This is a genomic window from Leptolyngbya sp. FACHB-321, from assembly GCF_014695975.1.
Classification (GTDB): Bacteria; Cyanobacteriota; Cyanobacteriia; order Leptolyngbyales; family Leptolyngbyaceae; genus Stenomitos.
Window position 1 is genome coordinate 96,749 of record NZ_JACJPI010000029.1, and the last position, 12,438, is coordinate 109,186.

Here is a 12,438-nt window from a genome sequence, read left to right on the forward strand (position 1 = left end):
TCCGGTGTTGGTTCAGCCAAGCGTTGATCGACTTTGGTCTGCAATTGAGTCAGAGTCTTGAACAAAGCCACTTGAGAGTCACCTTGAGATGTTCCCACAACCGCTTGATAGGATTTAACTCCGGCCAGTAGGGCGCCTGGAACAACAAAATGATGTTCTCTGGCACCACCAAAGCTTTGCCCTTGTGAAACCGTCCGTTGTTCACTTGGAGAATGTTAAGACTGACGGGATAAGCGTTAGAAAACTCATCCAAGAAACGTTGATAATACTCGGTATCGACATGAGAAAACTGTAGGGAAAACGATGCTCCCGTTGCAGGTTCTACCGCACCGTAGAGCCAGAAGCTTTGAACAATCACTGCCACGGCCCAAGCGGTTTGACTCCACTAGCACTAAGCAATCATCCGCTTAAGGTATGTTGTCCAAAGCGGCTTGCATCCTGAAAAATAGCGCCTGGGGCGTTCATCTTGCTGCATCTGCCAAGCTACTGGCTCAGCCGTTTGAGGTCGTCTGCAAGGTTTGCTTTAAAGCCGCTCTCTGCTCACTGTCCTGCTTGCAGTTTTGCAGTCGGGCAACCTTAAGTGTAGAGCGACGAATTAGCTGACCGCAGCGACAAACTAGAAGTCAAGTTTTTCACCCCTGTAACTACTACTAGAAGGGCACTCCATTTTTAGCGTTCTGACATGAGGCTGTAGAAATGGCTTCAACAGAGGGTGTAGAAGGAATTGGATGGATGACAAACAAGCTGCAGTTCTGGTCAAATAATTCGTCGCCTTACAGGTATGCAAGACAAGCATCCGCTGATTGAGGAGCCGTGTGCTAGAAAACTGGCAAGCTCGGTTTTGCAGCCGAGGGTAGGGCAGCGCGGTCCTATTCGACTGCATCCATCCCCAACTGCAGTCTAAAGGCTTTCCTACAATGCTAAGGCGCGATCGAGGGCAAGATGGTCACGCTAAAACAGGTTTGCCCAGCCGCACTGGTAACTTGAAGCTGCCCGTCTAAATGTTCAGTGAGTTTCTTCACTAAGGCTAAGCCTAAACCAGTGCCACCTTGCTTCCAAGGGTCAGCATGAGGAATCCGGTAGAACTTATCAAAAATATGAGGAAGTGCAGCGGCAGGAATTTCGGTGCCAAAGTTACACACTTGAATGTGAATGGCGGCTGACTCCCTACGGGCTGTGAAGGTGATCGTTTCCCCAGGCGGCGTATATTTGGTCACTTCCTGCGAGCACTGATGCCACAAACGTCGCTAGCGTTCTTCTATGAAATGCGAAAGAGTCCGGTCCGGCGAAGATGAGCACAGCAACATTCTTGACTGCACCGAACCGGGTGAAGCAGCAGGCGCGATCGCCGTTGCGATGAAACATTTAGATGGCATCGAAGCCACCTTCAAGGCAGGGGCACTCATGACGCAAACAGCTAAACTGGAAAATATTTGGGCACGTCACATTGCTTGAGGCGAGTCAGATCCACCAGCATTGCTTGAGTCCTTGGAGCATCGCATGACCATTACAAAGCTAGTTGGTTTGCTCCTGGTTGCTGCCGCTGTGGCAACGGCCGGTCAAGCGCTTTCAACGAAAATGACCACGCAACGGCTTCAAGGGCAAGTGACTGATGCTCTAGCTCAAGCACACTATCCCCAAGCCGAGCAGACGGTACGACAACTGCTCACGCACGATCCAAATAATAGTGAGGCCTATGCACTGCTAGGTACAGCGCTAGGTGGACAAAGCCGAGAGCAAGAAGCAGCCGTGGCGTTTCGACAAGCCATTCAGCTGGCGCCAGAGAATCCAACCTATTACTGGTTCCTAGTACAGGAGTTGCTGCGATTACGGCGAGTGCATGAGGCGATCGCGGTCTATCAACAAGGCCTTAGCCAAAATCCCCACTCTTCGCCGTTGTATGAGCTGTTTGTCAACTTCTTGTCTGAGCAAAAACAGCTTGAGCCAGCAGTGGCTCTCTGTCAGGAGGGCAGCATTCCACCGCCCGCTGCGATTGCTTATGCACGTTTAGCCCAACTACTGGCTGACAATCAGCGTGAGCAGGATGCGATCACCTGCTACTGGCAAGCCATTCAACAGTCGCCTAAAGATCTGGTGAATCATCTTCGGCTGGCCAAACTCTTGAGGCAAGAGCAGCAATTCGATGCAGCCATCTCACTCTATCGGGAGGCACTCCAGCGTCCGTTCATTCAGCAGTATCCGCGGCAACATCTCTTCATCCGTCGAGATTTAGTTCAAATCCTACTTGAGCAGAAAAACACAGCGGCTGCCCTGGTCGAGTGTCAGCAAATTCTACAGATTGACCCGACGGATGCCTATGCACTACGAACTTTAGAGATGGTGCAGCGGCAACAGAAGCAAGTTTCTTAAGCAACACAAAGTCTGTTGTTGGAGAGTGAAAGCTGTATAGCTTTTCTGACTGCCGCTTAACGATCGCTGCAATCATTTTTCTTGTAAGCACGATCAGCCCTGCCCAAACCTGGACCAGCGGGCGCATCCATGCAGAAAGTTATGCGGGCCGGAGACCCATTCGTGCAATTTGGTAGCACGACCAGCTTCAAAGGTGCTCTAGAAGGGGGGTTCAGGATTCACCTGTTTGGGGCTACTTTCCAGCATTGAGTGGTACTTCTAGAACGAAGGAATGCGGCTTTGAACCTCTTAAAATTAGATCAAAACGTAGGATGATACTAAATTGCACGAATGGGTCTCCGATCCGTTGCAGCTTCAGTTTTATTGTGACTTTATGACAACCCTTGTTCTCTGGAATAAAAGTTGTTCCAAAATTTGGATCTCCATTTTCTTCCACTTGATTCGTGGTTAGTGGTTGCCATGTAGTGAAGGTTCCAGTTCGATTGTCACCGAATACATTTGGCTGCACTATTTGATATTCAATCATTTCTAGCGTAATGTAGTCATCGTTCAAACCGACAATAGCCCAAAGGTAAGTTTTACGTGCGGCATGATTATTGCCACTAGCCCATGCAGAGACTTCCACGCCGTTTGATAATATCCAGTTTGTCATCCTAATCCCTGAAATAGAGATTAGTAGTGAAGTGATCGAACACCACCGAACAAGAAAAAATTTTAGAGGTAAGGATTAGTACCATTAGCAGATCAACAGTCACCTACCCATGCACGATTTTCAGCATAACGTTCCGGTTGAGCGGCTGCCGATACCTCTGCCACAATGCCGACCGACTTTACCAGTCCACTCCAACCGGGTTGTTAGGCGGATGGGTTGAAATGACAAAGTTGCTTTAGCCCCTTCAGATTTTCCCAATGTTCAGACATTTCCACCTTCCTAATAGTAAACTTCACTCTTCATTCTGTAGATAAAGTGTGTGCTTGTTAGGGAGCGATACCATCAACAGTCCATAAATAAGCACTAAATTTGCAGTATTCCTTAAAACCAAGCCTACGATAAACATTCAAACCCATATGCGATGAATGCAGAATACCGAATCGGTAGCCCATTTCTCGTGCATTAAGTAGCGGAGTTAAGGTAACAGCCGCACCAATCCCCTGACGTCGTGCTTTTGGGAGGGTAGCAACACCGTAGATTCCTGCCACTCTGCCTCCCAACGCCAGCCATGAAGTTGCTACAGGCTTGCCATCTAACGTGGCCAGGTAATAATGCCACGAACCGTTTGGATCAAAACCCAACTGAGTATGAACATCACAGATTGGGTCACGTGCAATATCAGGAATATCATAACCAGTTACGAAAACATCAATCCATTGCTCAAATGCCTCTAGATCATTAACTCGTTCAATGATCAGATTGGAAGAACTAAATGTCTCCGAATTTAATGTCAACAAGTCAATCGCCATCCCGGGAACATCTTCCACATGAATTAATCCATAAGATTCCAAAAGCCTTCTCAAACTTGCTGGACTGGCACTTAGGCAAATAAACCAAAACATGGGTAGTTGTCGTACTTTGAAGTGAGCCATTATTTCGAAAATTTTCCTGTCTACTTCATCAGCACTAAGGTGTGTACGAATGACTATGTTGTAGAACGGAAAAGGAACTTTTGTTGTGTACCACAACAATTCTACGCTTTCGTAAACCTGCCCCTGAGATGTGCGTCCAAGCTGTGAAAAAGTTTCCACGAAATTAGCCTCAATAGCTTCAATCAAAGCTGACTCAGAGAAATTTTTCAGAATCTCCCTCATGAATTGGCTTCCCTCCTCTTGTATGGCTAGAATTTCTGCTTAACGACTCAAATCGGGGTAGCAGATCACCTCAGCAACTCCACCAGCAGACTTCAACCATCCGCTACGAATTGTTAGGCGGGTGGATTGAAATGTCCCAGTTGCTTGAGCCCGTTCAGATTGTCCCACTCTGCCCACGCTTCCACAATTTGCCCATTCTGCATCCGATAGATGGCAATATAGTTCGCTGTCAATTTCCTACCACTTGGTGGATACGATCCCATCCAACCTTGTTGTGTTCCCTGGAATCGCTGCCGAACTGCTACTTTATCTCCTTCAGCAAGGATATCTTCGATACTTTCAAATGCATCAGGAAATGTTGCCAGTTCACGATGGAGAAACTCCTTTAGCTCATCTCGACCACAAATTCCAGGTTCACCAGCAGCGTAGCTATGTCGCACAAAGTCGGTGGCCACTAGTTCATCAAGCTTCTTCCAGTTTTGTTCATTAATTGCATCAACAAACTCTTGAATAAGAGCTTTATGACGGTCAGTTTCCTCTTTGTCTTTACTCTGAATCATTTGGGTTACTCTCGCTGTTTTGAATCAAACTTTGATGGGTTCTCCTCGTTGTATTTCTCGCCTATTAGTAGAATTCTTAAACGCGGGTAATTTCTTGAATTCAGCCAACTAATAGTTACGTTCTGATACAGCAACTTGTTATGTTGCAACTGCTTCAACAATAATCTCTGTCTTTACTGAATTTGCGAGAAAACAACTATGATGGGCTTCATCATGCATTTCCTCGACTTGTTTGGTGGTAGGCAAGTTGTCTCCAGCAAAAATCACCTGTGGACGAAGGCTAACTCTTGTGATTGCAAGCTTGCCACCCTCACTTTTGTTCATTAAACCAATTGCATGATCAGTGTAGCTCTCAACGACAAACTTCTTTTTTGCTGCAATAGAGAGAAACCAGAGCATGTGACAGCTTGATAGAGAAGCAATAAAAGCTTCTTCGGGGTCAACACAGGCAGCATTAGAATATGGCACAGGAACTACATGCGGCGAGGAGGAAGCAAGAATCTCGGCTCCTCCGTCAAATTTCCAAATATGTTCACGACTGTATTGGTTGTCAGTGAACGTAGCTTGGTTGCGCTGCCATTGCACAACTGCGATATGCTCAGACATTGTTGCTATCCCGGTACAAAACTTTACTCTGACTCCTCGATATTTAGATGCTAACTTGACTCTCAACACCGACAAATAATTTTTTGGGTTGCAACCCACCACAGCGTAAAGCCGCCTAACATACCGCCCACCCGCTGCAAATAGCCTCTGCATCATACCCAATTGCCCTACTCGGTCAGTGTGCAGCGGGCTTGTTAGGCAATGATTGTCAACCAACAATGCGATCGGGATTGCCAGCGCCAGCCAGCCATCTGCTAATAATACCGTGCGGGTCACAACAATTCTGAAGTCGCACAAGCTCACACGCCAGTGCATCGTGTCCGAAGTCAACGAGATGCTCAGCCAGCGACAAAAGTGGAATATCTTCATGCCCCTAAAGCAACGACGCTACATCGTTCGGACTGTCCTGAGCAAGTCTTCGTACCTCATAGCCAGGTAGATGATCAAGCAAGTCGTTCAGTTGCTCAGTTGTCAGCGGCGGCAATGATGGCGGCTTTAATACCAACTTAAATGAGCTATAGGGCAGATGAACTAGACGGAGAGAGCTGTTTCAAGCCTTCTACTGATCGCGGGTGTGACCGATCTGGCAGAACAGTTGCGCCAAGTCGAAATGCCAACAGCTAAAGAACGCTTGCCAGTCCTTTACTGGCTCAAACAGGACAAGGCACCGAGTATCAGTGCCATTGCCAAAGCGGTCGGAAAACATCGAAACACGGTGCAAACCTGGTGATGGCATTACCGAGCAGGTGGTGTGCCAGCGATGTTGGCGGTCAAGAAACCCCAGGGGGGTGTGCGAGTCATTCCTCAGTGGGCAGAAACGGCTTTAGCAAAGCGCTTACAGGAAAGTCACGGGTTCCACAGCTGTGGCGCGGTGCAACAGTGGCTAGCCGAAACGCTGGGGGTGGAAGCGGAGTATCACGCGGTCGATCCGATGACACGCCACCGACTCAAAGCCAAGCTCAAGGTCGCACGGCCTCAACATGACAAGCAAGACAGTGTGCAGCGCTCTGCCTTTCAGCAAACCTTGCAGACGACCTCAGACTGTTGAGCCAGCATGACCGCCAGGGACGGCAGGAGGAGCGAGCGATCCGCTACTTTGCACAGGATGAGAGCCGCTTTGGACTCAAAACCATCATCGGACGCTTGATCACCGCGTGTGGTGTCAAACCGCTTGGCGCTTGGCCGTGGTTATTCAAAGCGTTTTGGCTTTACGGTGGGGTTGAACCAGCGACAGGAGCATCCTTCTTCTTGCAATTTTCTCATGTCGATACCGCATGCTACCAGCGGTTTTTGGACGCGTTCGCCCAAGCATATCCTGATAGTCTCAACATTCTTCAAGTGGACAACGGACGCTTTCACAAGGGCAAAGACTTGGTTGTACCAGAGAACATCGTCTTGTTGTTCCAACCGCCTTACTGTCCAGAGTTAAACCCAAGTGAGCGCCTGTGGGAATATCTCAAGGCAGAGCTCAAGTGGGCTGCGTTCAAAACCCTGACGCAACTGCAAACCAAAGTTGCTCAACTCCTTGCTGAGTTAACACCAGCCATCGTTGCTTCCGTCACAGGTTACCCCTTCATCTTGGATGCTCTATCGGCCTTGAACGCCGTTTCAATTGGTATTAAAAGAAGCAGCCATGACAAAGCTTTAGCCACTTAAGGACATTCAAGTACTCTTTGCCTTGGGATGATTGGTATAAACCATATGCCATCTCCTTATGTGTATGAACATGCCTTGCGAAGACAGAAGGAAGCTAAGGTAACTTAGCCCCTCCTGTTCTAGCGGTCATGCAATCGGTGTGATTACCGTCTTAGCAAGGGAGCAGTACAGGCTCGGTTGTGAAGTGAAGGTCTGATCCAGCCTGCTTTGCAGCCATGCTAAAAGGGCAACAAGCGCTTGTCTTAACGCCGTTTACCAGGATGTTAATTAGGATCATCCACGAGCGCTCGTCCCTCAGTGTTTAGATCCAGTGCTTCACGCCGCACCTAGTCTTCAACGTGGACAGTCTCTTGCTTCACTTCCTTACGCACGCTCACCGCTTCCCGCACAAAGGCTTCTTTGTGGATGTCGGGGGTTTCCTCGTAAACCTCAACTCGGGCCACTTCGCCTTGGTCAAAGGTAGCTTCACCCACTGCAACCGGTCTCCCTGCAGCGTCAGCAGTGCGCTCAATCACGACCCGCTCTTTTGCAACTGGCACTTGCACCGTTGCCGGCTCAGTTTCGACGTGCTTGCCGACAGCGACTTCACCAGTTTTCTGTCGCCGTTTATGCGCAATCAGGCGCTCTTCGTACAACTTCAAGCTTTGATGGTCCCGCTCGTTCATGCCGTACAGCGCTGGATCCTGCTCATAACGGTAGCCGTCTCGCTCGTCACGACTAGAAGCAACGGTACGATCAAGGTCTCGGTCAGAGGCGAGAGGGCGGTAAGCGCCGCGCACTCGCTCTTCATAGCCGTAGTCAAGGTTGCTTTCATTGGTAAATGCTGGCAGTGCTTCCACTTGCGCTCGCGTCAAACCATCAGCGAAGGTCCGACGTTGGTTGTAGTCAATACGGGCTTGACCGATTGGCAGCAAGACCTTTTTACCAAAAATCCAGGCACCGGTGTTGATGACCAAATAGCGGAACTGCCCCTCGTCATCTACGAGTAAATCATCAACAGAGCCAATCTTGTCATTAGCACTGTAGAAATCAAAGCCAACAAGATCTCGGTCATCGAAATGGTGGCGATAGTCTGGATCAAAAGCCTTAATGCGATGCAGTGACATAAAAAATCCTCCTAAATCCTGTCAAAAAAAGACTGACGTAGCTCAATATGCAATCTTGGTTTCTAGCAGTTGCATGTTTCTGAGCGGTGAGAGTCAAGGCCGGCGCGAGATTGTCAACGGGGACGAAAAGAAAGCCAAGCAAGAAGGTGCGTCGTATCTCTGTAGTGCACTGATCTAGCACAACCCTAACAACCCAAAGTGGCGCTCTCCTCTACCGGTTGTCATAGCTTGCAGAGAGCCAGGAATATCGATGCAGACTTATGCAAATTCAAGCCCACTTCAAGAAAGATGCGGTCGCTCCTTCAGGAAAGAGGCAGCTGCTACTCAGCTAGTTCTCTAGCAATAGCCATCAAATTGTCAATAATTTTTTGATTCTTGTCGTTACGCGTGCCATCAAGACGGGCTGAGAACACGGTGATGATCTCCAGAATGTCTTCAGCGATGTCGTCCTCAAAGTCTTCTAACAAGTTGATGTTCCTAATCACCACTTCGGTTTGAAAGTGCTCGCACAGAGCAAAGACTAGATCAACGCCAAAGCGCAATAGGCGATCCCGGTTGGTCATCACTAAACGCTCGACGTTACCATCACAAAGGCGCTGGATCAGCCTTCGCAAACCACTTTTGTGATCGTTCACCCCAGAACCAAGGTCTTGAATCAGCTCGTAGTCCCAGTTGTGCTTCGTACAGAAAGACGGCAGATGATTGCTTTGCGCCTTCGGGTCTTGCTTCTGACTCTGATGCGACACCCGAGCGTAGGCAAGGGTCACGCGATCAGAGTATTGATAACTTTCAATTAATTGCCGCACTCAAGAGGAAGCGCAAGATTGCCTCGTAACTGGCATCAGCACTCAAAGCCTTACACAGCAAGTAGTTTTACTTTTTTAGCCACTTGCCCGTCTGCTGCCACCCGCAACGGTACAAACTGCACAAGATGATTAGCAGCAGTGATCAATCACTCTGCTCCTCACGCTTGCGTTGCTGCTGCTGTGCCTCAAGCTGGAGTAAAAGCAGCAAGATCACAGGCTAAAAGTCAAGCAAAGAAGAGCTTTCAGGCAATGTGCTACTTAATTGTCAGGAACGGTGTCAGCCCCCATCATGGCGGTCGTTGGTTATGCATGGGGCAGCTCAGTCGGGCAAAGTTTTGAAGTTCAACTCCAGAAGCTGAAAGCGTGTGGCAACTCTTTCAGGAGAAGCGGACAGGCACTTCTAACCAGCACTCACGGCTGCAAGTTTCTCTCGAATATGTGAGTGAAGGCGATACGCTGGTCGTCACACGCTTAGACCGCTTAGCACGCTCCACACTCCGTCTTTGTCAGTTAGCGGAGCAATGAGTACGCAAGCAGGTCAACCTTCAGGTGCTGGACCAGAACATTCACACTGGTGATGCCACCAGACGGCTCCTCTTGAAGATGCTGGGAGCCATTGCTCAGTTTGAGACCGAAAGCCGTGCCGAGCGGCAAGTGGATGGCATTCAGAATGCCAAAGCTTGGGGCAGCGGACTGGGTCGGAGCAAGCATTTAACGGAGCAACAGTGTTTGGAGTGAAGACAAAAGCGGCAGCGAGGCGTGCTCATCAAAACGTTAATAGCGGATTATAACTGCTCAAAAGCCAGTGTTTACTGCTAGCTGGACGGTATGACTGCCATACTTGTCTCGGAACGAATCTCATATGTCTCGTTGTGGAATATACCTTTTCGAGGGGTTATGCACCCCCCCTATAGTGGGCGTACACAAACGTGTTGGAGCGGCTTTGCTCAACCCTTTGCTAACATGCATAGCCCTCTAGTAACCGCTCAACACGGTCATAGACCTTTTGTAAGATGAGTGTTGAGTGTGCGTCAGCCGCCCAATACTTCATGGTAGCGGACAGTCGAAAGCCCTTAGTGCTGAATTCACGGGTATCTGCCGCCGCTACATTTTGCTGTTATACAGCTTCAGGTATTAGTTAGGGCAGCCGTTGGATCAAGCTTGTTAGTGTTGAGAGTTAAGTGAGCTCCAGTTAGGTAAGAAGTGGTTCTAATTGCACCTGATATAGTAATCCTGACAACGAAAGGAGTTGCTCAAACGATGAAAATTGGAATTATTGGTAGTGGAAACATGGGGCGTTCTCTAGGGCTGCTTTGGGCGGCATAAGGTCACGAAGTTTTCTTTGGTGCTCGAACGAAAGAGAAGGGGCAGTCAGTAGCTGCCTTTGTTGAGCGTGGAACACAGGGTGGCACAAACGATGAAGCAGCAATTTTTGGTGATGTCCTGCTATATATAGCGGGAGGTGTAAATCCTGCTGAGGTACTTAATTCAGTTGAAGTGCTATCTGGCAAAATCTTAATTGACTGCAACAACTTTGAGATTCCAGAGGGGTTCGAGTTTGCACCGATTGTGCAGTCACTTGCCGAAAAGTTAGCGTCAGAAGTTCCCAAGGCAAGGGTTGTAAAAGCCTTTAACACCATGGCTCAGGAAATTTTTGAACTTGCACCGAGCCCACTCAAAGATTATCAAGTCTCTGTCTTTGTTTGTGCTGACGATGCTGAAGCTCGTAAAGCGGTCATGCAACTAGCCAAGGATATCGGCTTTGCTTCTGTTGACTGTGGAGAGTTACGTCATGCTCGTTTAGTTGAAGGCTTAGGAGATTTTATCCGCTTCATGATCGGTGGTCAGTTACAAAATCCTTATGCCACTCTTTCTGTTAATCTTTTGCCTCCTGCATCAGAGCAACGATTAGGTGGACGGCAACCATCTAACCTTTCATCGATGAGAAGAGCACACGCTGTATAACAATTCGATTGGAGCGGACTGAAGGAATCTGCTGGTAATAAGTTCAAGGTCTTCAACCGCTCAAGCGAGCCGTTAGCTGGCTCCCTTTGCACAGAGCCTTTGCACTTGTCCTCCAAAAGTTATCAGTGAGTCAGCAACCGGGCGATCATTGAAAGGGCAGTATTCATGGGTACTCAATGAATAGAGAAGAGGCTGGCAGTGAGGATATGACAGAAAGACTCTGTGGAGCAATCTTACTGCTTAGTTTTGCCTCTAGGTGTTTCTGCCCCAGCTAAGATTAAGGACATTAGCTCGAATTGAAGGACTATCAAATGCTATTCATGCTCATTGAGCGATTCAAAGACAATGACATGCTGCCAATTTATAAGCGCGTTCGTGATGAAGGAAGAATGTTTCCTGAAGGTCTTAAATACATCGATAGTTGGGTAGAAGCAAATTTCAGTCGATGTTTCCAACTCATGGAATGCGACGATTTACGCTTACTTCAGGAATGGATTTTGAAGTGGCGCGGTTCAGGAGCGACCTTTGAGATTGTTCCGGTAGTTAGTAGTAAAGAAACTCAGGAAATTGTTGCTCCATTGCTCGACCACTTGTAAATTGCTCATGGTAAAGGTAGCGCTTGAAAAGCGAGCGCTGAATTCGAGATGTTGCAAGGTTGCTAGTAAGAGCGTTAGCAAGAGGCGAGCGGTAGCGAAAGCCAGCTAACAAACCGCAGTGCACTGGAACTTCGAGTATAGTAGGCTGGATGCCGAGGTCTCTAAGCCCGGTGACTGCGACCGTTAGATGCCTTCAGGTTTCTGCTCAGAAAGTGAATCCGAGGCAGACTGTATCAAATTTCGTCTTGAAAGCTTTTCTGCTGGCATGTAGTAAAGCTTTTCTTCATGTGGAAGAGTGTGAATTTAGGGCCAGGGTGTCAATATACCAGTGGAGATGTCTGACCGCATGATGAAGATAGGCAGAGTCATCATATAAAACGCTCAACAGCATTGCTCCTTCCAACGTGGAGATAAAGATTGCTACGACAGCATCAGTATCAATAGAAGCTGGTAAATCACCTTGCTTGATCGCTTCCAGCATTGTTTGCACAATTAGTTGTTTGAGTTGGCTCATCGCCTCTTGTGCTTTATGCCGCAGGGGGAGCATTTGCCGCTTCGCTTCAACAGCCGTGTTAAGCACCTGACAGCCACAAGGAAACAGCGAATTTTGGGTATAGAGTTCGGCAAAGCTAGTTGCGATCACTTTGAACTGTTCAAAAGCAGTTTTCTGGCAACGGATGCTTTGACTTAGCTGTTGAGCTAGGACAGAGCAAGCATATGTAAATGTTTCTATAGCTAACTCTTCTTTACTGGCGAAGTGGTTGTAGATCCCTCCCCGCTGAATGCCTGTCACTCTTGTAATATCGTGCATGGACGTTGCCGCATAACCTTTCTCATTGAAAAGGACAGCGACCTTATGAAGAATGTCTTGCCGAGTTTTATCGCCTTTACCCATAAGATTTAAAAAATACCGATTGGTCGGTATTATACTACGGTAAGGCTAGCTAAAGTTGTAATCTTCTGATCG

General features: G+C 48.2%; 16 protein-coding genes and 1 pseudogene. 8 read left to right on the forward strand and 9 right to left on the reverse strand.

Annotated features, from left to right (window positions below; all coding sequences use genetic code 11):
* Positions 1–49: 49 nt before the first annotated feature.
* The gene (locus H6F76_RS03495; RefSeq protein ID WP_190505966.1) at positions 50–364 is read right to left on the reverse strand and encodes a transposase; all 315 of its coding nucleotides are present in this window, start codon (positions 362–364) and stop codon (positions 50–52) included.
* A 556-nt stretch (positions 365–920) separates the two neighbouring features.
* Entirely contained in the window at positions 921–1,217 is a 297-nt protein-coding gene (locus tag H6F76_RS03500; protein ID WP_347275973.1) for a sensor histidine kinase, read from the reverse strand.
* Positions 1,218–1,260: 43 nt separating this feature from the next.
* Here H6F76_RS03500 and H6F76_RS03505 point away from each other — a divergent pair, with 43 nt between their 5' ends.
* Both H6F76_RS03505 and H6F76_RS03510 read left to right on the forward strand, forming a co-directional pair.
* Positions 1,261–1,455, forward strand: a complete 195-nt coding sequence (locus H6F76_RS03505; protein ID WP_190505970.1) for a hypothetical protein — start codon at positions 1,261–1,263, stop codon at positions 1,453–1,455.
* A gap of 45 nt (positions 1,456–1,500) precedes the next feature.
* On the forward strand, positions 1,501–2,370 hold the full coding sequence (locus tag H6F76_RS03510; RefSeq protein WP_190505972.1) for a tetratricopeptide repeat protein: 870 nt from the start codon (positions 1,501–1,503) through the stop codon (positions 2,368–2,370).
* Between the two features lie 232 nt (positions 2,371–2,602).
* Here H6F76_RS03510 and H6F76_RS03515 read toward each other — a convergent pair whose 3' ends face one another.
* From H6F76_RS03515 to H6F76_RS30865, 4 genes are all read right to left on the reverse strand, one after another.
* Complete coding sequence (locus H6F76_RS03515; protein WP_190505974.1) at positions 2,603–3,022, reverse strand: hypothetical protein; 420 nt, start codon at positions 3,020–3,022, stop codon at positions 2,603–2,605.
* Between the two features lie 326 nt (positions 3,023–3,348).
* Complete coding sequence (locus H6F76_RS03520) at positions 3,349–4,176, reverse strand: GNAT family N-acetyltransferase (RefSeq protein ID WP_190505976.1); 828 nt, start codon at positions 4,174–4,176, stop codon at positions 3,349–3,351.
* A 113-nt stretch (positions 4,177–4,289) separates the two neighbouring features.
* Complete coding sequence (locus H6F76_RS03525) at positions 4,290–4,736, reverse strand: ester cyclase (protein ID WP_190505978.1); 447 nt, start codon at positions 4,734–4,736, stop codon at positions 4,290–4,292.
* Between the two features lie 138 nt (positions 4,737–4,874).
* Positions 4,875–5,342, reverse strand: coding sequence for an OsmC family protein (locus tag H6F76_RS30865; RefSeq protein ID WP_190506033.1), 468 nt, complete (start codon positions 5,340–5,342; stop codon positions 4,875–4,877).
* A gap of 574 nt (positions 5,343–5,916) precedes the next feature.
* On the opposite strand from H6F76_RS30865, the gene H6F76_RS29955 reads away from it, so the two are divergent.
* From H6F76_RS29955 to H6F76_RS03545, 3 genes are read left to right on the forward strand one after another with little or no spacing between them, the layout of a single operon-like run.
* Positions 5,917–6,072, forward strand: a complete 156-nt coding sequence (locus H6F76_RS29955) for a hypothetical protein (RefSeq protein WP_206754324.1) — start codon at positions 5,917–5,919, stop codon at positions 6,070–6,072.
* Between the two features lie 30 nt (positions 6,073–6,102).
* Complete coding sequence (locus tag H6F76_RS03540) at positions 6,103–6,390, forward strand: winged helix-turn-helix domain-containing protein (RefSeq protein WP_242036507.1); 288 nt, start codon at positions 6,103–6,105, stop codon at positions 6,388–6,390.
* Positions 6,387–6,998, forward strand: coding sequence for an IS630 family transposase (locus H6F76_RS03545; RefSeq protein WP_190505984.1), 612 nt, complete (start codon positions 6,387–6,389; stop codon positions 6,996–6,998). Before H6F76_RS03540 ends, H6F76_RS03545 begins: the two co-directional genes overlap by 4 nt.
* Before the next feature lie 326 nt (positions 6,999–7,324).
* Here H6F76_RS03545 and H6F76_RS03550 read toward each other — a convergent pair whose 3' ends face one another.
* Entirely contained in the window at positions 7,325–8,104 is a 780-nt protein-coding gene (locus H6F76_RS03550; RefSeq protein ID WP_190505986.1) for a DUF2382 domain-containing protein, read from the reverse strand.
* Positions 8,105–8,424: 320 nt separating this feature from the next.
* A complete protein-coding gene (locus tag H6F76_RS03555; protein WP_190505988.1) occupies positions 8,425–8,910 on the reverse strand; it encodes an IS607 family transposase in 486 nt (161 codons plus the stop codon).
* A gap of 289 nt (positions 8,911–9,199) precedes the next feature.
* Here H6F76_RS03555 and H6F76_RS31335 point away from each other — a divergent pair.
* The 3 genes and pseudogenes from H6F76_RS31335 to H6F76_RS03570 all read left to right on the forward strand — a co-directional run bounded on the left by H6F76_RS31335 (position 9,200) and on the right by H6F76_RS03570 (position 11,471).
* Positions 9,200–9,729: pseudogene (locus H6F76_RS31335) on the forward strand (recombinase family protein).
* Positions 9,730–10,479: 750 nt separating this feature from the next.
* Positions 10,480–10,875 (forward strand): hypothetical protein, encoded by a 396-nt coding sequence (locus H6F76_RS30245; RefSeq protein ID WP_242036501.1) that lies wholly within the window; start codon positions 10,480–10,482, stop codon positions 10,873–10,875.
* Between the two features lie 311 nt (positions 10,876–11,186).
* On the forward strand, positions 11,187–11,471 hold the full coding sequence (locus H6F76_RS03570) for a DUF3303 family protein (protein ID WP_190506035.1): 285 nt from the start codon (positions 11,187–11,189) through the stop codon (positions 11,469–11,471).
* 283 nt (positions 11,472–11,754) lie between these two features.
* Here H6F76_RS03570 and H6F76_RS03575 read toward each other — a convergent pair whose 3' ends face one another.
* Positions 11,755–12,366 (reverse strand): TetR/AcrR family transcriptional regulator, encoded by a 612-nt coding sequence (locus tag H6F76_RS03575; protein WP_190505990.1) that lies wholly within the window; start codon positions 12,364–12,366, stop codon positions 11,755–11,757.
* Positions 12,367–12,438 lie beyond the last annotated feature (72 nt).

Excerpts from the sequence above, each read along its gene's own strand:
- H6F76_RS03505 (WP_190505970.1), top strand. The coding sequence starts at position 1,261 with ATGAAATGCGAAAGAGTCCGGTCCGGCGAAGATGAGCACAGCAACATT.
- H6F76_RS03510 (WP_190505972.1), top strand. The coding sequence starts at position 1,501 with ATGACCATTACAAAGCTAGTTGGTTTGCTCCTGGTTGCTGCCGCTGTG.
- H6F76_RS03515 (WP_190505974.1), bottom strand. The coding sequence starts at position 3,022 with ATGACAAACTGGATATTATCAAACGGCGTGGAAGTCTCTGCATGGGCT.
- H6F76_RS03520 (WP_190505976.1), bottom strand. The coding sequence starts at position 4,176 with ATGAGGGAGATTCTGAAAAATTTCTCTGAGTCAGCTTTGATTGAAGCT.
- H6F76_RS03525 (WP_190505978.1), bottom strand. The coding sequence starts at position 4,736 with ATGATTCAGAGTAAAGACAAAGAGGAAACTGACCGTCATAAAGCTCTT.
- H6F76_RS30865 (WP_190506033.1), bottom strand. The coding sequence starts at position 5,342 with ATGTCTGAGCATATCGCAGTTGTGCAATGGCAGCGCAACCAAGCTACG.
- H6F76_RS03540 (WP_242036507.1), top strand. The coding sequence starts at position 6,103 with ATGTTGGCGGTCAAGAAACCCCAGGGGGGTGTGCGAGTCATTCCTCAG.
- H6F76_RS03550 (WP_190505986.1), bottom strand. The coding sequence starts at position 8,104 with ATGTCACTGCATCGCATTAAGGCTTTTGATCCAGACTATCGCCACCAT.
- H6F76_RS03570 (WP_190506035.1), top strand. The coding sequence starts at position 11,187 with ATGCTATTCATGCTCATTGAGCGATTCAAAGACAATGACATGCTGCCA.
- H6F76_RS03575 (WP_190505990.1), bottom strand. The coding sequence starts at position 12,366 with ATGGGTAAAGGCGATAAAACTCGGCAAGACATTCTTCATAAGGTCGCT.